We start from the raw sequence: 18430 nt of genomic DNA, 5'->3' as shown, positions 1-18430 counted from the left end.
CTACCGCCGGGCACCGGACCGCGTCGTCCGGCTGGCGGCCGCCGCCGGTCCGGTGGAGGCGGCGCGGCCGGTACGCGCGCCGGGCGCGGAGGAGGGTTCGCCCCGGGGCTTCGTCCTGGCCCGCAGGCCGCGCACGGCCTGGACCCGGCGGGCGTTCATCCGCCTCCGGCAGGAGCGCAGCTGGTCCCGGGAGACGCGGGCCCGCTGCCCGCCGCCGGCGATGAGGGCGTTCACCGAGACCATCGGGTCGCCGCCGACCGAGCGGGCGAGCAGCGCGCCCACCACCACGGGCCCGAGGGCCACCACGAGGGCGGTGCCGGTGGCCGTGGCGTGGCGGAGGGGCCGGGGGCGGCGCGGTGTGCGAAGGCTCATGGGTCCATTCCAGCGGCCGCGGGCGCCCGGCGGATCCGCCCGCGTACTCAGGCGGTGCCGGGGGGTACTCATGGGCGGGTGACCGTGGGGGCGCACCCAGGGGGTGCGTACTCACCGGGGCGGACGCGGCCGGAAGGTGCCGGGGACCGGGCGTCGGACGGGGACCGGGCCGCCCGCGAGCGCGGAGGGCCCGGTCGGCGGGGGTGGCGGGCAGGGGCCGGGGCGGTCAGTGGGCGCCGTGGGTGCGGCGGGCGCGGGCGAGGGCCCGGGTCGCCAGGGCCGTCGCGGCGGCGCCGACGAGGAGGGAGACGTAGGCGCCGCCGCGGCCGTTGCCGGTGCCGAGGCCGCCGTCGGCCGTGGCGACGACCAGACCGCCGAGGACGAGGGCGGCCGCACCGGCGGCGAGGGCGAGCAGCGACCCGCGCGGTCCGGTCGTGGTGCCGAGGCGGCCGGTGGGGCGGGTGAGGGCGCGCCAGGCGGCGGCCAGGCCGAACAGGCCGAGCAGCGCGCCGAGGCTCGAACCGAGCCGGCCGGGGCCGAAGCCGGTGACGGGGGCGGCGACGGGTCCGGCGGGCGCGGACGCGGCGGCGGCCCCGGCCGCGGCCGCGGTGAGGACGACGGCGGCGAGCAGGGCGGTCGCGCCGGTGACGAGGTGACGGCGGCGGACGGGCATGGGAGGGATCCTCTCCTTCGGACATCGGACGCTCCGAGCATGTCCGGAGGCACGCGTCCCGGTCGTCCGCCCGCCGTCGGCACTTCACCTGCCGCCGCCGCGGTACGGAACGCCTCCCTACCGCGTCCGTGGTAGCCGGGGTCTCCTCCCCGGGGCCCGCTCCCCCGCGCGGGCGCCCCGGCGCGGCGGCGGTCCGGCCGCGTCGGCCGTCCCGGCGGCCCCCGGTGTCCACTGGGACGGCGAGAGGGCGAGACGGCGGGAGGGCGAGGGCATGGCGGTGACGGTGCCGGTGGTGCGGCACGAGGAGGGGGCGGCGCGGGACGCGGGGCGCTGAGGTGCGGCCGGGTCGGGTGGGACGGGAGGCCCGGGCGCCGTAGCGTACGGGGCATCTGTCCGTACGCAGCTGAGGAGCACTCCCCATGGCCGACTACCGCGTCGAGGCCGAACGCACCGGATACCGGCGGTGGACCGCCCGCAACGACCGGGGGGCGGAGGTGCTGATGGCCGCGGCCGACGACGACGGGGCGCAGCCGTCGTTCACGCCGGTGGAGCTGCTGCTGGCGGCGATGGCCGGCTGCGGGGGGCTGGTGATCGACCGGACCGCGCGGGCCGTGGAGCACGACGACCTCCGGATCGTCGTGGAGTCGGTGTCGACGCCGGAGGACGACGGGCGGATCGGCCGGATCCGGGTGAGCTACGAGTTCGAGCTGCCGGACTCGAATCCGAAGGCGGCGGAGGTCTTCGCGCGCGGGGTGCGGCTCACGCACGAGAAGTTCTGCACGGTGAGCCGCACCGTCGAGCACGGGGCGCGGGTGGAGGCCGTCCTCCCGGACGGGACGGTCGGCTTCGAGGGCTGACCGGCCCCGGCCCCGGCGGTCTGCGGGCCGCGCCGCCGGTGGCCGGTGGCCGGTCAGTTCAGCCAGAGGTCGCGGACGTGGGCGACCGGGTCCTCCTCGACGCGGCTCTCGGCGTCCCAGACCCTGGTGGCGCGGGTGCCGGGGGCGTAGCGGGGCCAGTCGGGGCCGGGGTCCTGGTCCTTGACGAAGGCGACCCAGGCGCGGTGGACGGCGTCGGCGAGGGCCTGCGGCGGGGTGTCGCCGGCGGCCTCGGGGACGCCCTCGGCGTCCAGGAGGTCGAAGGCGAAGGGCAGGTCCAGGCAGTGCGTCGAGAGGCCGAGGAGCGGTGAGCGCCAGGCGAACTCGTAGAGCCAGGTGGGGCGTTCGCGGGCGGCGCGGGCGTCGGCGACGGCGAGGTTCGGCGCCCGGAACATGACGTCGGTGAGCGCCTGGCCGAAGAGGGTCCCCTCGGGGGCGGCCGGGTAGGCGGCGGCGAACTCGGCCGCGCGGTCGGGGGCGAGGCCGAGCGCGCCGAGGAGGACCGGCAGCGGCAGCCCCTCGGGGCCGGGCACCATCGAGAACTCCTCGGCGGTGAAGCCCAGCATCAGCGGGACGTCGGCGCCCGCGTCGCCGGCGGTGAGCGCCTCGGCGGGCGGTACGGGGATCAGCTCGCCGTCCGCGAAGGGGGCGAGGGCCAGCATCGGGGGCAGCCCCTCGCGGTCGGGTCCGTCCTCGGCGAGCCGGTCCTGGAGGGCCAGGATCTCGTCGTCGTCCAGGTCGCGCAGGGCCGCGGCGGTGGCGGGCAGGCCGGTGCGGGCGGTGAGGAGGCGGGCGGCGGAGCGGGCGACGTCGGGGCCGTCGGGGCGCAGGACCGCGCCGGAGACGGCGAGCGCGCCGCGGAAGAGGCCCCGGGCGGAGGGGACGGACAGCAGGGTGAGGACGGCGCCGCCGCCGGCGGACTGGCCGGCGACGGTGACCTTGGCGGGGTCTCCGCCGAAGGCGGCGATGTTGTCGCGGACCCACTCCAGGGCGGCGATCCAGTCGCGGACGCCGCGGTTGTCGGGGGCGCCCTCCAGGTGCAGGAAGCCCTCGATGCCGAGCCGGTAGCCGAGGGAGACGAGGACGACCCCGTCGCGGTTGAAGGCGGCGCCGTCGTACCAGGGGCTGGCGGCGGAGCCCGCGACGTAGCCGCCGCCGTGGATCCAGACGAGGACCGGGAGGCCCTCGGCGGGGGCGGTGTCGGGGGTGAAGACGTTGAGGTTGAGGACGCCGGCGCCCGGGACGCTGGGCTCGGGGATGGCGGTGACCTCCGCGAAGGGGCGGCGCTGGGCGGTGGGGCCGTAGGCGGTGGCGTCCAGCGGCTCGGTCCACGGTTCGGGCGGCTCGGGGGCGGCGAAGCGCAGGTCGCCGACGGGCGGCTTGGCATAGGGGATGCCGAGGAAGCGGGAGCTGCCGTCGGCGCGGCGCTCGCCGCGGACGGGGCCGCGGGTGGTGGTGACGAGAGGGCCGGTGGAGGTCATCGGGGGCGGCTCCTGAGGTGCGTGGGCCGGTGCGGCGGCCGGGGGGTGACACCGCCAGGTTCGGGGCCGGAAGCAGGCAGGTCAATGGCGGGAGCGGAGAAGGTGACACGAGTCACTTACACGAGTCACCTCCCTTCTGGTCCGGCGTCTCCGGCCGGGCGGTTCCCCCGCGCCGCCCCACCGCTCCCCCGCGCCCGTCCACCGCTCCGCCGGGCGTCGGCGCGGGCCGCCAGCGGGTGCGGGGCGCGACGGCGCGTGGGCATGATGAAGGCATGACCGACCGGGACGACTTCCTGACGTGGGTCAGGACCGACCTCCAGGACGCCGAACGGGCGCTGCACGACGGGGACCCGGGGCCGCGCCGGGCGCTCTGGTCGCGCCGCGAGCCGGTGAGCGTGCTCGGGGCCTGGTACAACGCCGTCGGGCAGGAGGACGTGGACACGCTGTTCACGGCGCTCGCCCGGCGCTTCTCCGCCTGCACGGCGTACCGCATCGAGGTGGTCAGCCACGACGTCGTCGGCGACATGGCCTACACCGCGTGCTACGAGCACATCTCGGCCTCGGTGGACGGGGAGGCGCGCGTCTACACGCTGCGGGCCACCCAGACGTACCGCCGCGAGGACGGCGAGTGGCGGGTGGTGCACCGGCACGGCGACCTCGTCCAGGCGTGACCCGCCGTAGGATCGGCGGCGGGTCGGACCCGGACGAGGGGGAGGTCGACGGCCGGTGGGCTGGAGCGTCGAGGGCATCGTGGGCGGTGCGCTGCTGGGCGGCACGGGGCTCGGCCTGATGGCGGCCGGGCTGGTCTGGAAGGGCCGCGCCACGCGGCCGTTCGCCCCCCGGCGGGCCCGGCGGATGGCGTACCGGACGTACGTCAGGGACCTGACGCGCGCGACCGACCAGGCGATCGCGGCGGCCCGTCGCGCCGCGGGCGAGGGCGAGCCGGCGATCGTCACGGTCGAGGCCGTGGAACGGCTGCTGCGCGAGCGGTACGGGCACGAGCACGTCGAACGGGCGCACGCGGCGGCGGCCCTGCGCCGCGGCTTCCGGCAGCACGGCTGCGCGGCGGACTGCGTGACGGACGCCTACGGGTGAGCCGTCCGGCGGGTGACGGGACGGCGGGGGCGGGACGGCGCGGACAGGACGACGCGAGGGCGGGGCGGACGGCCGCGGCGCCGGGCGCACCACCGGACGCGGCTACTCCTCCGGCTCCGGTACCGGAGTGCCCTGGTGGTAGTAGAGGCGGAGGACGCCCTCGGGGTCGCGGCGCCAGACGGACGAGCGGCGGGCGCGGCGGCCGTCGATGACGGTCTCGTAGGTGAGGTGGACGATGCCGGGGGCGAGGACGGCGCCGGTGAACTCCCCGGCCTCGATGGGCGGTCCGTCCTCGCCGCCGTGCAGCTCGGGCAGGGCGGCGATCATCTCCGCGTGCGTCCAGCGCCGCCCCGAGGCCCCGACCTCGATGAACTCGGGGTCGAACAGGGCCTCGGCGAGCGGCCGGGACAGGCGGACGGCGGGGTCGTGGAGGCGCCGCTCGCGGACGATCGCCTCGGTGATGTCGGGGTGCTGCTCCCGCGCCACGGCCGCCGTCACTCCCCCGTCGCGCCGTCGATGCGCTCGCGGAGCAGGTCCGCGTGGCCGTTGTGCCGGGCGTACTCCTCGATCATGTGGGCCAGGACGTAGCGGACGGAGTAGGTCTCGCCGTCGCGGCTGCCGGTCTCGTCCAGGGACTCCGCCGCGTCCACGATCGCGCGGGAGCGGGCGCACTCGGCGCGCCAGACCTCGAAGTCCGCTTCGGCGTCGGCGTGTTCGACGTCGAAGTCGGCCCATTCGGTGGAGCCGGGCGGGGTCCAGGGGCTGCGGCTGTCCTCGCCCGCCAGGACGTTGCGGAACCAGCCGCGCTCGACCTCGGCGGTGTGCCGGACCAGGCCGAGGAGGGACAGCGCGGAGGGCGCCACGGCCCGCTCCTTGAGCTGGTCGGGGGTGAGCCCGGCGCACTTGAGCATGAGCGTGTCGCGCTGGAACTGGAGCATGGCGGTGAGCGTGGCGCGCTCGTCGGCGCCGGTGGTCGGCACGGGGGTGCGGCGGTCTTCCTGGATCATGCCCGCATTCTGCCCGACCCCCGCTCCGGGGTCGTCAGGATTTCAGCGGGCGGGCGGCCCCGCGACGGCCTCGTCGCGCTTGACGGCCTCCTCGCCCTCGGTGTCCAGGTGCGGGAGGATCCGGTCGAGCCACCGCGGGGTCCACCAGGCGTGCCGGCCGAGCAGGGTCATCACGGCGGGCACCAGCAGGAGCCGCACCACGGTCGCGTCGATGAGGACGCTGGCGGCGAGGCCCAGGCCGAGCATCTTGACGACGATGTTGTCGGAGACGACGAAGGCGGCGAAGACGCTCACCATGATGAGGGCGGCGCAGGTGATCACCCGGGCGGTGATCTCCAGGGCGTGGGCGACGCTGGCCTTGGAGTCGCCGGTGCGCAGCCACGCCTCCCGGACGCGGGAGAGCAGGAAGATCTCGTAGTCCATGCTGAGGCCGAAAACGATCGCGAACATCATCATCGGCACGTAGCTCTCGATCGGTACCTTGCCGGAGACGCCGAGCGCGGGCCCGCCCCAGCCCCACTGGAAGACGGCGACGACGACGCCGTAGGAGGCCGCGATGGAGAGCACGTTGAGGACGGCCGCCTTGACGGCGACGAGGACGCCGCGGAAGACGGTCAGGATCACCAGGAAGGCGAGGCCGACGACGACGGCGATGATCAGCGGCAGGCGGCTGGAGACGAGGTCGAGGAAGTCGACCTGGGCGGCGGTCGTCCCGGTGACGTAGGTCTGTGCCCCGGTGCCGGCCACGGCGCCCGGGAGGACGTCGTCGACGAGGTGGTCGGTGAGTTCGGTGGTCCGCTCGTCCTGCGGGGAGGCGACCGAGTAGGCGGTGCCGACGAGGACGTCGCCGTCGGAGGTGGGCTGCAGCGGGGTGATGACGGCCGCGTCGGGCACCCCGGTGAGGGCCTTCTGGAGGCTGGTGGCGAGCGCGGCCCGGTCGGCGGACGGCACCGCGGACTGGTCGACGACGACGGTGAGGGGGCCGTTGGCTCCGGGGCCGAAGGCCGTGGAGATCAGGTCGTAGGCGCGCCGGTCGGTGAAGGACTTCGGGTCGGCTCCGTCGCCGATGTGGCCGAGCTGGATGAAGAGCAGCGGGAAGGCCAGGATCAGCAGGGCGACCACGCCGCCGACGAGGAAGTACCAGGGGCGCCGCTCGACGCGCTGGGCGTAGCGGTGCCAGGTGCCGTGGGCCTCGGCCCCCGGCTCGGCGTCGGTCTCCGCGACCGGCTTGCGGACGTGGTAGCGGTCGATGCGGCGGCCGACGAGGCCGAGCAGGGCGGGGACGAGGGTGAGCGCGGCGAGGACGGCGGTGACGACGGTGAAGGCCGCCGCCAGGCCGAGCTTGCCGATGAAGGTGACGCCGGAGACCCACAGTCCCGACAGGGCGATGATGACCGTGCAGCCGGAGACGAGGACGGCCCGGCCGCTGGTGGTGGTCGCCAGGCCGGCGGAGTCGGCGGGATCGTGGCCGTCCATGACGTTCTGCCGGTGGCGGGTGATCAGGAACAGCGCGTAGTCGATGCCGACGCCGAGGCCGATCATGGTGGCCAGGGTCGGGGAGACGGTGCCGAAGGTGAAGGCGGCGGCCACGAGGCCGAGCAGGGCGAGGCCGCAGACGGCGCCGACGAGGGCGGTGACCAGCGGCATGACGGCGCCGATGACGCTGCCGAAGCCGATCAGGAGGACCACGATCGCGACGGCGAAGCCGATGGCCTCGCTGGTGCGGTCGTCGGCGGCGGGGCGGGCCAGTTCGCCGAGCGAGCCGCCGTACTCGACGGTCACGCCGGCGTCGCGGAGCGGCTGTACGGCGCTGTCGACGCCGGTCAGGTAGTCGTCGCCGAGCGTGGACGGCGGCACGCTGAAGCGGACCGTGATGTAGGCGGTCTTGCCGTCGGTGGACAGCGGGCCCGTGTTCGGGGTGGTCGAGGACGCCGGGGGCGGGGTGGAGCCGGGCGGCGGCAGCGGGTTCTGGGCGCCGATGACGTCCGGCAGCTTCTCCAGGGCGGTGACCGCCGAGTTCACGGCGGACGCCTCGTCGGTGAGCGGCTTGGAGGGGTCGTCGAGGACGATCTGCGCGCCGTAGCCGCCGGCCGCCGGGTCGTGCGCCTCCAGGACGGCCAGGCCCTCGGCGGACTGGGTGCCGGGGAGGTCGAAGTCGTCGGAGTACTGGCCGCCGATCGCCCGGTCGGCGATCTGGAGCCCGGCGAGGGCGGCCAGCCAGAGGACCACGACGACGACGAAGTGGCGGGCGCACCAGTGCCCGAGCCGGTAGAGGCCGCTCTGCTTCGCGGGGCGGTCCCGCTGTGCCGCGGGCGTTGCGTTCATGGCCTCGCCGTGTCCGGATAGGCGGGTCCCCGAGCCGGCCGTGCTGCTGTTCTCCCTACGGGTTCGCCGTTCTCCGTCCATGGTGCGCCCGCCGGGCGGCGACGGCATCTCGTCGGCCGGGCGCGCCGGGCGGGGCGGGGGGCCTCGTCGGCGGGACGGGACGAGGCGGGACGAGGCGGGGCGGGGCCCGCCGACAGCGCGTGCCGGGGCACGATCGCGGATAGTGGGGGGATGAAGCGCTATCCGCTCATCGCCGAGCACGGTCTGGTGGGGGATCTGCAGACCGCCGCGCTCATCTCGGACGAGGGCGTCGTGGACTGGTTCGCGGCGCCCCGCTTCGACTCGCCGGGCGTGTTCTCCGCACTGCTCGACCACGACCGGGGCGGCTACTTCCGGCTCTCGGTCGACGGTCCGGACGTGACGGTCAAGCAGCTCTACTATCCGGACACCGCGATGCTGGTCACCCGGTTCATGTCCCCGGACGGGGTGGGCGAGCTGATGGACTGGATGCCGCCGGACCGGACCGGGCGGCCGACCGACCGGCACGCGCTGATGCGGGTGATGCGGTGCACGCGGGGCACCGTCGCCTTCACGCTGGAGTGCCGGCCGCGGTTCGGCTTCGGGCGGTCCCCGCACGACCTCCGGCTGGACGGCCGCACGGCGGCCTTCCGCTCGGCGGCGATGGCGGGCTTCCTCCAGTCGAACGTGCCGCTGGAGCGGGACGGGCCGCACGACGTGCGGGGCCGGCTGGAGCTGTCCGAGGGGCAGATCGCCGGGGCCTCGTTCACCGTGGACGGCCCCGAGGCCGCGCCGCCGCCGCTGCCGGACGTTGCGGAGGTGGAGGCGGCGCTGTGGGACGCGGTGGACTTCTGGCAGCGGTGGGTGCGCACCGCGCGGTACCGGGGGCGCTGGCCCGACATGGTGCACCGGTCGGCGATCACGCTGAAGCTGCTGACGTACCTGCCGTCGGGGGCGCCGATCGCGGCGCCGACGCTGGGGCTGCCGGAGCAGGTGGGCGGCGAGCGGAACTGGGACTACCGCTACACCTGGGTGCGGGACGGGTCGCTGGCCGTACGGGCGCTGCTCGACCTGGGCTTCGCCGAGGAGGCGGCGGCGTTCACGGACTGGCTGACGGCGCGGGTGACCGAGCGGGCGGCGGGTCCTTCGGGCGGACGGCCCCTGCAGATCATGTACCGGGTGGACGGCGACCCGTCGCTCCCGGAGGAGGTCCTCGCGGAGTTCGAGGGGTACCGGGGTTCGGCGCCGGTGCGGGTCGGGAACGCCGCGGCGGACCAGCTCCAGCTCGACATCTTCGGCGAGGCGCTGTACGCGCTGGCGCAGGGCGGCGGCCAGGACATCCAGCCGACGTACGAGGGGTGGCGGGCGGTGTCCGGGATGCTGGACTGGCTCGCCGCGTCGTGGGACTCCCCCGACGAGGGCATCTGGGAGACGCGGGGCGGCCGCAAGGACTTCACCTTCAGCCGAGTGATGTCCTGGGTGGCCTTCGACCGGGGGCTGCGGCTGGCGGAGGAGTTCGGCCGGCCGGCCGCGCTGGACACCTGGCGGGCGGCGCGGGACGAGATCTTCGCGCAGGTGATGCGGCGGGGGTGGAGCGACCGGCGCAAGGCCCTGGCCCAGTACTTCGGCGGCGACGTGCTCGACGCCTCGCTCCTCCTGATCCCCCGCACCGGCCTGCTCAACCCGACGGACCCGGTGTGGCTGAGCACCCTCGACGCGATCGAGCGGGGTCTGGTCCGCGACAACCTGGTGCACCGCTACGACCCCGGGGCCGCCCCCGACGGACTGCGCGGCGCCGAGGGCACGTTCAGTCTCTGCACCTTCCTGTACGTGGACGCGCTGGCCCGGGCCGGCCGGGTCCGCCAGGCCCGCTTCGCCTTCGAGAAGATGCTGACGTACGCCAACCACGTCGGCCTGTTCGCCGAGGAGATCGGCCCGACCGGGGAGCAACTGGGGAACTTCCCGCAGGCGTTCACCCATCTGTCCCTGATCATGGCGGCGACGCAGCTGGACGAGACCCTGGACGCCCTCGCGGCCCGGCCCGGGTAGCCGGGCCCGTCACTCGAAGGCGGCGGCGGCCTCCTCCAGGGCGGTGGCGACGGCCTCCGGGGAGTCGGGGCCCGGGGCGCCGGGCCGGTAGGTGACGGACCGGATCCCGCCGGTGTGGCGGAAGGACCGGTGGCGCTCGTGGAGCGGCCAGGAGACGGGCGACTTGCGGTCGACGCCGATGCTGATGCCCTGGAAGGGCGCCATGCCGATGAGCTGGTGGACGCTGTCGGGCGCCGCCCTGCGCTCGCCGTCGACCGCGACGGTGAAGCGCCAGCGCAGGCCCTCCTCCGCGGTGGCGGCGAGGAGGACCGTGTGGGGGCCGGGGCCGAGCGGTCCGGCGTCGGTCTCGTGGAGGTGGCCGTACTCGTTGTAGGCGAAGGCCAGGCGGCCGTCCTCGACGTAGAGGCTGTAGCCGCCGCCCTGGTCGCCGTGGGAGACGAGCACGCCCTCACCGGGCTCGTCGAGGAGCACCTCGACCGTGAAGGAGCGCAGCGAGACCAGCCGGGAGGAGCGGTACCGCTCCAGTTCCGGGGTGCCGGGCAGCAGGGTGAGCGGGCGGGCGAGGCGCTGCTCGGCGGGGTTGCGCCGGGCGAGGGCGCCGCTGTGGTCGGGCAGCGGGAAGACGCCGTTGCGGTGGGCGGCCTCCTCCCAGGCGGCGGCCAGTTCCTTGACGAGGCCCGGGCGTTCGGCGGCGAGGTCGTGGATCTCGGTGGGGTCGGTGCTCAGGTCGTACAGGGCCCATTCGGCGTCGTCGTAGGGGGTGCCCGGGCGGTGCAGGGTGACGAGCTTGTGGCCGTCGCGGTAGTGGCTGCGGTTGCCGGTGGTCTCGCAGTACTGCTCGGGGTGGGTGGAGGGGTGGGCGGGGTCGGCGAGGACGGGGGCGAAGCTGGTGCCGTCGGTCTCCTGGACGGGGACGCGCCGGCGGGTCGCGGGGCGGGCGATGCCGGCGAGGTCGAGGAGGGTGGGGGTGAGGTCGGTGACGTACTGGTACTGGGGGCGGATGCCGGGGGCGAGCCGGCCGGAGCGGACCCCGTCGGGCCAGGAGAGGACGAAGGGGACGCGGACGCCGCCCGCGTAGGTGTGCCCCTTGTAGAGGCGGAAGGGGGTGTTGGAGGCCATGCCCCAGCCGCGCGGGTAGTGGACGAGGCTGCGCGGTCCGCCGATGAGCTCGGGGTCGCGGTCGACGTCGGGGTCCCAGTCGCCGGGGAGGCGGGGGTGGTGGACGAAGCGGCTGAAGTAGGAGCGGGTGCCCTCGCGGCCGCCTTCGCCGGTGCCGCCGTTGTCGGAGGTGAAGACGATGATGGTGTTGTCGAGTTCGCCGAGGGCCGCGAGGGTGTCGGTGAGCCGGCCGAGGTTGTGGTCGATGTTGTCGACGAGGGCGGCGTAGACCTCCATGTAGCGGGCGTAGAGGCGCTGCTGCTCCGCGGTGAGGGAGTCCCAGGCGGGCACGTCCTGTCCGGCCTCGCTGTTGCGCTCGGGGAGTTCGGTGCCGGGCGGGAAGAGGCCGGCGGCGAGCTGCGCGGCGAAGCGGCGCTCGCGCAGGACGTCCCAGCCCTCGTCGTAGCGGCCCCGGTGGCGGGCGATGTCCTCGGCCTTCGCCTGGAGCGGGCCGTGGACGGCGTTGTGGGCGAGGTAGAGGAGGAAGGGTTTGTCGGGGTCGTGGGCGCGCAGCGACTTCACCATGGCGATCGCCTGGTCGGTGATGTCGTCGGTGTAGTAGTAGTCGTCGGGGAACTCGTCGATGTCGAGCGGGCTGTTGTCGCGGACCAGCTGGTGCGGGTGGAAGAGGCTGGTGAGTCCTTCGAGGACGCCGTAGTACTGGTCGAAGCCTTTCTGGAGGGGCCAGTTGGCCCGGTCGTCGGCGGCGTTGGAGGCCGAGTCGCGGACGAGGTGCCACTTGCCGACGGCGTAGGTGGCGTAGCCGGCGTCGTGGAGGAGTTCGGCGAGGGTGGGGACGGAGTCGGCGATCTGCATGGCGTAGCCGGGGAAGCCGGGGTCGGCGTTGGCGACCGTGGCGTAGCCGACGCGGTGCGGGTTGAGTCCCGTGAGGAGGGCGGCCCGGGCGGGCGAGCAGAGCGGCATGGTGTGGTAGTTGCCGAGCCGGACGCCGTCCGCGGCGAGCCGGTCGAGGACCGGGGTGGGGATCTCCGAGCCGAAGGGGCCGATGTCGCTGTAGCCCATGTCGTCGACGAGGACGACGACGACGTTCGGGGCGCCGGCGGGCGGTGTGGTGCGGTCGGGCCAGGAGGGGACGGAGTCGGCGAAGGTGCGGCCGACGTGCCCGGGGAAGCCGTCGTGGGGGTCGGGGCGGGTTCCGGTGCTCATGGGCGGGCGGTTCCTTCCGGGGTCACAGGGTGCGGGCGCAGCGGAATCCGCCGTGGCCGGTCGAGGAGTCGGGGGTGTTGTGGGAGCGGGCGGCCACGCGGTGGCGGTGGCAGTAGGAGGCGTGGCAGAGGTACGAGCCGCCGCGGATGACGCGTTCGCGGCCGGCCCGGTCCCAGGAGTCGGCGCACCACTCCCAGACGTTGCCGGAGGTGTTGTGGAGGCCGTACCCGTTGGGCGGGTACGCGGTGACGGGGACGGTGCCGGTGGCGCCGCCGGGCCGGTCGGAGCGGTGCGGGAAGTCGCCGAGCCAGGTGTTGCAGCGTTCCTCGCCGCCGGGGGCCGGGTCGTCGCCCCAGGGGTAGCGGGCGCCGTCGAGGCCGCCCCGGGCGGCGTACTCCCATTCGGCCTCGGTGGGCAGCCGGAGGCCGGCCCAGGCGCAGTAGGCGAGGGCGTCGGCGTGGCTGACGTGGACGACGGGGTGGTCGGCGCGGTCGCCGACGTCGGAGCCGGGGCCCTCGGGGGCGCGCCAGGAGGCGCCCTCGACCGCGAGCCACCAGGGGGCGGCGGCGACCCGGCCGAGGACGTGGGGCTCGGCGGCCGGGTGGAGCAGGAGGTGGAAGACGAAGGAGGAACCGTGGCGTTCGGCGTCGGTGCGGTGGCCGGTGGCGGCGGTGAAGGCGGCGAAGCGCGCGTTGGTGACGGCGGTGGTGTCGATCGCGAAGGGCGCGACGGTGACCTCCCGCACCGGTCCCTCGTGGTCGGCCGGGTAGCCCTCGTCGTGGGCGTCGCCCATCCGGAAGGTCCCGCCCGGGAGTTCGGCCATGGCGGGGGCGGGCGGGGCGGTCCGGACGGCGGGCGCGTCCAGGAGGACCGGGCCGCCCGGCGCGCCGCCGGAGCAGGGCCGGCCGGGGGTGCAGCAGGCGCTCACACGGACACCGCCTCGGCGCGTACGGGCACGGGTTCGGGGACGGCGGCGAGCAGCGCCCGGGTGTAGGGGTCGCGGGGGTGCTCGCACAGCTCGTCGGCGTCGCCCTCCTCGACGATCCGGCCCTCGTGCATGACGGCGATGCGGTGGCTGACCTGGCGGACGACGGCGAGGTCGTGGGCGATGAAGACCAGGGCGAGGCCGTACTCGCGCTGGAGGTCGGCGAGGAGTCCGGTGATCTGGGCCTGGACGGAGACGTCGAGGGCGGAGACGGGTTCGTCGCAGAGGAGGACGTCGGGTCCGGGGGCGAGGGCGCGGGCGATGCCGATCCGCTGCCGCTGGCCGCCGGAGAAGGAGCGCGGCAGCCGGTCGGCGGCGGCCGGGTCGAGCCCGACGCGGCCGAGGAGTTCGGCGACGCGGGCGGGGCGGTCGGCGGGGGTGCCGATGCCGAAGGCGCGCAGGGGTTCGGCGACGATGTCACCGGCGGTCATGCGCGGGTCGAGCGAGGCGTAGGGGTCCTGGAAGACCATCTGGACGCGGCGGCGGACCGCCCGCAGTTCGGCGCGGCCGGGGCGGGTGACGTCGCGGCCGTCGAGGAGGATCCGGCCGGCGTCGGCGGGATGAGCGTGGGCGAGGATCCGGGCGAGGGTCGACTTGCCGGAGCCGGACTCGCCGACGATGCCGAGGGTCTCCCCGGCCCGCAGGGTGAGGGAGACGCCGTCGAGGGCGGTGAAGCGGCGCCGGCGCGTGCCGTAGGTCTTGCGCAGTCCCTCGGCGGCGAGGACCACGGGCCCGGGCGCGGGCCGTTCGGTGCGGACCGGCGGCGGGGGCGGCGGCAGCGGGGCGGGGCTCTCGGCGGCGGGGTGGCAGGCGGCGCGGACGGTGTCGGTGAGCGCGGTGAGCTCCGGCGCGGCGGTGCGGCAGCGGTCCTCGGCGAGCGGGCAGCGGTCGGCGAAGGCGCAGCCGGCGAGCGGGAGGCGGGGGTCCGGCGGGTTGCCGGGGATGCCGGTGAGGCGGGTGCCGGAGGGGGTGGAGAGGCGGGGCACGGCGGCGAGCAGTCCGGCGGTGTAGGGATGGCGGGGCCGGGCCAGGACCTCGGCGGTGGGTCCGTCCTCGACGACGGTGCCGCCGTACAGCACGAGGACGCGCTCGCAGGTGCGGGCGACGACGCCGAGGTTGTGGGTGATGAGGACGAGGGCGGTGCCGGTGGTGCGGGTCAGCTCGCCGAGCAGGGTGAGGATCTGGTCCTGGACGGTGGCGTCGAGGGCGGTGGTGGGTTCGTCGGCGAGGAGGACGTCGGGTTCGCCCGCCAGGGCCATGGCGATGAGGATCCGCTGCCGCTGGCCTCCGGAGAACTGGTGCGGGTGGTCGTCGAGGCGCCGCTCGGGGTCGGGGATGCCGACGAGGCCGAGGAGTTCGAGGGCGCGGGCGCGGCGGGCGGCCCGGTCGCGGCCGCCGTGGGCGCGGAGCACCTCGTCGAGGTGGCGGCCGACGGTGAGGACGGGGTTGAGGGCGGTCATCGGGTCCTGGAAGACCATGCCGACGCGGGTGCCCCGGACGGCCCGCAGCTCGTCCTCGCCGGCGGTGGTGAGGTCGGTGCCGTCGAGGTGGACGGAGCCGCCGGTGATCCGGCCGGTGCCGGGGAGCATGCGGAGGAGGGCGAGGGCGGTGGTGGACTTGCCGGAGCCGGACTCGCCGACGACGGCGACGGTCTCGCCGCGCCGCAGGGTGAGGGAGACGCCGCGGACGGCGTGCAGCTCGGCGCCGTCGGGGGCGGTGAAGGAGACGTGGAGGTCGCGGACGTCGAGGAGCGGGGCGGCGGTCATCGGCGGATCTCCCGGTTCAGCGCCTCCGCGACGAGGGAGAGGCCGAGGACGAGCGCGGTCACGGTGACGAGGGGGCCCGCGGCGAAGTGCGGGGCCGGGGCGAGGTGCGGCATGGACTGGCTGAGGACGGCCCCGAGGGTGGGTTCGGGCGGCCGGACGCCGACGCCGAGGAAGCTCATGGCTCCTTCGAGGAAGACGGCGACGGTGAGGGAGACGGCGAACTGGACGACGAGCGGGTCGGCGGCGTTGGGCAGGACGTGGCGGGTGAGGATCCGGCGGCCGGAGGTGCCGCCGACGCGGGCGGCGGTGACGTACTCGCGGCCGCGCTGGGCGAGGATGCCGGTGCGCAGGAGCCGTCCGAAGACGGGGATCTCGGCGAGGGCGATGACGAGGACCACGGGGAGCCGGCCGGGGCCGAGGACGGCGGTGACGGCGAGCGCGAGGATCAGCCCGGGGAAGGCGAGGACGAGGTCGAAGGCGCGCTGGACGGCGGTGTCGACGGCCGGGTGGACGGTGGCGGCGAGGGCGAGGAGGCAGCCGAGGACGGCTCCGAGCGGGACGGCGACGGCGATGATGCCGAGGTCGGCGCGGATGCCGTACAGCAGCCGGGAGAGCAGGTCGCGGCCGAGGTCGTCGGTGCCGAGGGGGTGGCCGGGGGTGCCGACGGGGGCGAGGGTGAGGCCGCTCTGGTCGGTGGGCGGGTGCCCGGTGAGGAGCGGGGCGAGGAGTCCGGCGAGGACGACGAGGCCGACGAGGGCGAGGCCGGTGCGGCCCCGGGCGGTGCGCAGGGCGGTGAGGTAGGGGTGGCGGGGGCGGCGCGCGGCGGCCGGCGCGGGCGGGGCGAGGGTGGTCATGGCGGCTACTCCCACCTGATCCGGGGGTCGAGCCAGGCGTGGACGAGGTCGGACAGGAGCTGGACGAGGACGAAGACGGCGACGAGGAGGAGCAGGAGGTCCTGGACGACGGGGTAGTCGCGGCGGACCAGGGCCTGCTCGGCGAGCTGGCCGAGGCCGGGCCAGGCGAAGATCGCCTCGACGAGGACGGCGCCGCCGAGGAGGTGTCCGGTCTGGATGCCGAGGAGGGTGACGACGGGCGGGAGGGCGTGCGGCAGGGCGTGGCGCCAGAGGATGCGGCGGGGGGCGATGCCGGCGGCGGTCGCGGTCCGCACGTGGTCCTCGGCGAGGGCGCGGCGGAGGCTGTCCTCCAGGTAGCGGCCGAGGACGGCGGCGCTGGGCAGGGCGAGGCAGAGGGCGGGGAGGAGGAGGTACTGGATGCCGAGGTCGGGTGCGGTGAGGAGGGGGACGCGGCCGCCCGCCGGGAGGACGCCGAGGAGGACGGCGAAGAGGAGGACGAGGAGGACGCCGCTGACGTACGGGGGGACGGCGAGGGCGGCGGTGGTGGTGGAGCGGACGGCGGCGCGGAGCCAGCGGCGGCGGGCGGTGGCGCCGAGGATGCCGAGGGTGCCGCCGATGAGGACCGCGAAGAGCAGGGCGCCGAGGGTGAGTTCGACGGTGGCGCCGAGTCCGTCGGCGATGAGGTCGGCGGTCTCGCCGCCGATGACGTAGGAGGGGCCGAGGTCTCCGGTGAGCAGTCCGCCGATCCAGTGGAGGTACTGGGCGGGCAGGGGGTCGTCGAGGCCGAGGCGGTCGCGGATGGCGGCCTGGACCTCGGGGCCGGCGTCGGGGCCGGCGAGGACGGCGGCGGGGTCTCCGGGGACGAGCCGCAGGACGCCGAAGGCGAGGACGGAGGCGGCGGCGAGCACGAGGAGGGCGGAGGGGAGTCTCCGCAGCAGGTATCCGCGCACGTCAGCCCGCCAGGTAGGCGTCGTCGAGGTTGAGGTAGGAGAACTTGTTGAGGGTGGCGCCGTGCAGCTTCTTCGAGGCGACCTGGACGCTGCCGCGGATGGCGAGGTCGATGATGAAGGCCTCGTCGAGGAGGGTGTCGGTGATCCGCTGCCGCAGGGCGTTGGCCTCGGCGCCGGTGGCCCGGCTGGTCCAGGCCTCGCGGACGATCCGGGTGTACTCCTCCGAGCGGAAGCGGGAGGTGTTCTTGGCCGCGTTGAAGGGGTAGGCGCTGACCGCCAGGGTGGAGGGCCGGACCTGGGCGAAGCTGTGGCCCATGGCCCAGAGGGCGGGCATGGACTGGGAGATGAGCTTCTTCTGGGCGGTGGCCGGGTCGGTGGGCTCCAGGGTGACGTGGACGCCGACCTGCTTGAGGTCGTACTGGATCGCCTCGGCGAGCGCGGTCTCGCCGGGCAGGTTGACGTGGAGGAGGGGGAGGTCGAGCCGGGTGTGGCCGGCGGACCTCAGCAGCTCGCGGGCCTTGCCCGGGTCGTGCCGGTAGTGGGTGCGGCCCGCTTCGGTGAAGGCGGGCGAGGACTTGGGCCAGGGGGTGGCGGAGGCGAGGCCGTAGCCGCCGAGGACCTGCTTCAGGATCCGCTCGCGGTCGACGGCCCAGGCGAGGGCCTGGCGGACGGTCTTGTCGTCGAGCGGGGCGATCGAGGTGTTGACGCCGAGGTAGGAGGCGCCGCCTCCGGTGGCGTACTCGCTGACGACGAGGTCGGGGACGCCGGCGACGGTGGCGAGGTTACGGCCGGGGACGGAGTAGGAGAGCTGGGACTGGCCGGTGCGCAGCGAGGAGATGAGGGCGTCGGCCTGCGGGACGACGCGTATCTCGACGCCGTCGAGGTAGGGGCGGCCGGGCTGCCAGTACTTCTCGTGGCGCTTGAGGCTGAGTCCCGCGCCGGGGCTCCACCGGGTGAGGGAGAAGGGTCCGGTGCCGTTGAGCCGCTTGCCGGCGAAGGCCTCCTCGACGCTGTTCCGATCGGTGATGATCATGAACTCGAAGAGGTCGAAGAGGTTGTCGACGGGGTGGGCGAGCTTGAGGACCAGCTCGTGGTCGCCGCGCTTCTCGAAGCCGGTCACCGCCGCGGCGGTGGCCCTCAACTGGGCGGCTCGCACCGGGTTCTGAAGGTTCTTCACGGCGAAGATCACGTCGTCGGCGGTGAAGGGGCGGCCGTCGTGGAAGACGACGCCGGTGCGGAGCTTGAGGGTGAGGGCGCGGCCGTCCGCCGCGTACTCCCAGGAGGTGGCCAGCTCGGGCTGGGGTTCGAGCCGGTCGTCGTAGCGGGTGAGGGTGTTGTAGATCAGCCGCTGCTGGAGGGACTGGTTGCTCTGGGCGAAGAGCAGGCTCGGGGTGAAGTCGGAGTTGACGGCGACGCTGAGGGTGCCGCCGCGCCTCGGCCCGGCGGCGCCGGCGGCCGCGGGGGCGGCGGACTCCTCGACGGCCGAGCGGCAGCCGGTGAGCCCCAGACCGAGGAGCAGGGTGCCGCCGCCGGCGGCGCGCAGGGTGGTGCGCCGGGAGGGGGCGGTGGGCGCGGAGGGGTACAGCTCGGTCATCGATGCCTGCCTGGTGGAGGTCGGTTCGCTCGGCGGAGAGGGTTTCTTCCGCTGCGAGAGG

The 18430-nt window shown here is 75.4% G+C and carries 16 protein-coding genes; 4 read left to right on the top strand and 12 right to left on the bottom strand.

All coding sequences use genetic code 11. The annotated features are described in order from the left end of the window. The gene (locus ACFW6A_RS11730) at positions 1 to 372 is read right to left on the bottom strand and encodes a hypothetical protein (RefSeq protein WP_386640162.1); all 372 of its coding nucleotides are present in this window, start codon (positions 370 to 372) and stop codon (positions 1 to 3) included. Positions 373 to 598: 226 nt separating this feature from the next. After that, positions 599 to 1045: a DUF6223 family protein gene (locus tag ACFW6A_RS11725; RefSeq protein ID WP_386640159.1), complete on the bottom strand. Its 447-nt coding sequence runs from the start codon at positions 1043 to 1045 to the stop codon at positions 599 to 601. Between the two features lie 419 nt (positions 1046 to 1464). Between ACFW6A_RS11725 and ACFW6A_RS11720 the strand changes: the two genes are divergently transcribed. Next, positions 1465 to 1902, top strand: coding sequence for an OsmC family protein (locus ACFW6A_RS11720; protein WP_351843256.1), 438 nt, complete (start codon positions 1465 to 1467; stop codon positions 1900 to 1902). A 53-nt stretch (positions 1903 to 1955) separates the two neighbouring features. Here the strand turns inward: ACFW6A_RS11720 and ACFW6A_RS11715 are convergent, their stop codons facing one another. Further along, positions 1956 to 3401: a carboxylesterase/lipase family protein gene (locus ACFW6A_RS11715; protein ID WP_386640156.1), complete on the bottom strand. Its 1446-nt coding sequence runs from the start codon at positions 3399 to 3401 to the stop codon at positions 1956 to 1958. A 272-nt stretch (positions 3402 to 3673) separates the two neighbouring features. On the opposite strand from ACFW6A_RS11715, the gene ACFW6A_RS11710 reads away from it, so the two are divergent. Continuing rightward, positions 3674 to 4072 (top strand): nuclear transport factor 2 family protein, encoded by a 399-nt coding sequence (locus ACFW6A_RS11710; protein ID WP_351843252.1) that lies wholly within the window; start codon positions 3674 to 3676, stop codon positions 4070 to 4072. Between the two features lie 55 nt (positions 4073 to 4127). Beyond that, entirely contained in the window at positions 4128 to 4496 is a 369-nt protein-coding gene (locus tag ACFW6A_RS11705) for a hypothetical protein (protein ID WP_351843250.1), read from the top strand. 102 nt (positions 4497 to 4598) lie between these two features. On the opposite strand, the gene ACFW6A_RS11700 is transcribed toward ACFW6A_RS11705, so the two are convergent. Genes ACFW6A_RS11700 through ACFW6A_RS11690 form a run of 3 tightly spaced genes read right to left on the bottom strand, consistent with a single transcriptional unit; the run spans position 4599 to position 7828 of the window. After that, the gene (locus tag ACFW6A_RS11700; protein WP_351843248.1) at positions 4599 to 4982 is read right to left on the bottom strand and encodes a nuclear transport factor 2 family protein; all 384 of its coding nucleotides are present in this window, start codon (positions 4980 to 4982) and stop codon (positions 4599 to 4601) included. 8 nt (positions 4983 to 4990) lie between these two features. Beyond that, the gene (locus tag ACFW6A_RS11695; protein ID WP_351843246.1) at positions 4991 to 5503 is read right to left on the bottom strand and encodes a DinB family protein; all 513 of its coding nucleotides are present in this window, start codon (positions 5501 to 5503) and stop codon (positions 4991 to 4993) included. Positions 5504 to 5545: 42 nt separating this feature from the next. Then, positions 5546 to 7828, bottom strand: coding sequence for an MMPL family transporter (locus tag ACFW6A_RS11690; protein WP_386486091.1), 2283 nt, complete (start codon positions 7826 to 7828; stop codon positions 5546 to 5548). Positions 7829 to 8059: 231 nt separating this feature from the next. Between ACFW6A_RS11690 and ACFW6A_RS11685 the strand changes: the two genes are divergently transcribed. Then, positions 8060 to 9895, top strand: coding sequence for a glycoside hydrolase family 15 protein (locus tag ACFW6A_RS11685; RefSeq protein WP_351843242.1), 1836 nt, complete (start codon positions 8060 to 8062; stop codon positions 9893 to 9895). 9 nt (positions 9896 to 9904) lie between these two features. Here ACFW6A_RS11685 and ACFW6A_RS11680 read toward each other — a convergent pair whose 3' ends face one another. Genes ACFW6A_RS11680 through ACFW6A_RS11655 form a run of 6 tightly spaced genes read right to left on the bottom strand, consistent with a single transcriptional unit; the run spans position 9905 to position 18369 of the window. Next, positions 9905 to 12220, bottom strand: a complete 2316-nt coding sequence (locus ACFW6A_RS11680; RefSeq protein ID WP_386640151.1) for an arylsulfatase — start codon at positions 12218 to 12220, stop codon at positions 9905 to 9907. A gap of 22 nt (positions 12221 to 12242) precedes the next feature. Next, a complete protein-coding gene (locus tag ACFW6A_RS11675) occupies positions 12243 to 13148 on the bottom strand; it encodes a formylglycine-generating enzyme family protein (protein ID WP_386640148.1) in 906 nt (301 codons plus the stop codon). After that, positions 13145 to 14971, bottom strand: a complete 1827-nt coding sequence (locus ACFW6A_RS11670) for an ABC transporter ATP-binding protein (RefSeq protein WP_386640145.1) — start codon at positions 14969 to 14971, stop codon at positions 13145 to 13147. Before ACFW6A_RS11670 ends, ACFW6A_RS11675 begins: the two co-directional genes overlap by 4 nt. Beyond that, the gene (locus tag ACFW6A_RS11665; protein WP_386640142.1) at positions 14968 to 15825 is read right to left on the bottom strand and encodes an ABC transporter permease; all 858 of its coding nucleotides are present in this window, start codon (positions 15823 to 15825) and stop codon (positions 14968 to 14970) included. Before ACFW6A_RS11665 ends, ACFW6A_RS11670 begins: the two co-directional genes overlap by 4 nt. A gap of 5 nt (positions 15826 to 15830) precedes the next feature. Next, the gene (locus tag ACFW6A_RS11660; protein ID WP_351843235.1) at positions 15831 to 16775 is read right to left on the bottom strand and encodes an ABC transporter permease; all 945 of its coding nucleotides are present in this window, start codon (positions 16773 to 16775) and stop codon (positions 15831 to 15833) included. A gap of 1 nt (position 16776) precedes the next feature. Next, a complete protein-coding gene (locus ACFW6A_RS11655) occupies positions 16777 to 18369 on the bottom strand; it encodes an ABC transporter substrate-binding protein (RefSeq protein ID WP_351843233.1) in 1593 nt (530 codons plus the stop codon). Between the last annotated feature and the right edge of the window lie 61 nt (positions 18370 to 18430).

The sequence above is a fragment of the Streptomyces sp. NPDC058758 genome, assembly GCF_042746075.1.
Taxonomy (GTDB): domain Bacteria; phylum Actinomycetota; class Actinomycetes; order Streptomycetales; family Streptomycetaceae; genus Streptomyces.
The sequence above is the reverse complement of the archived record's forward strand: the minus strand, read 5'-3'. Positions and strand labels throughout refer to the sequence as shown.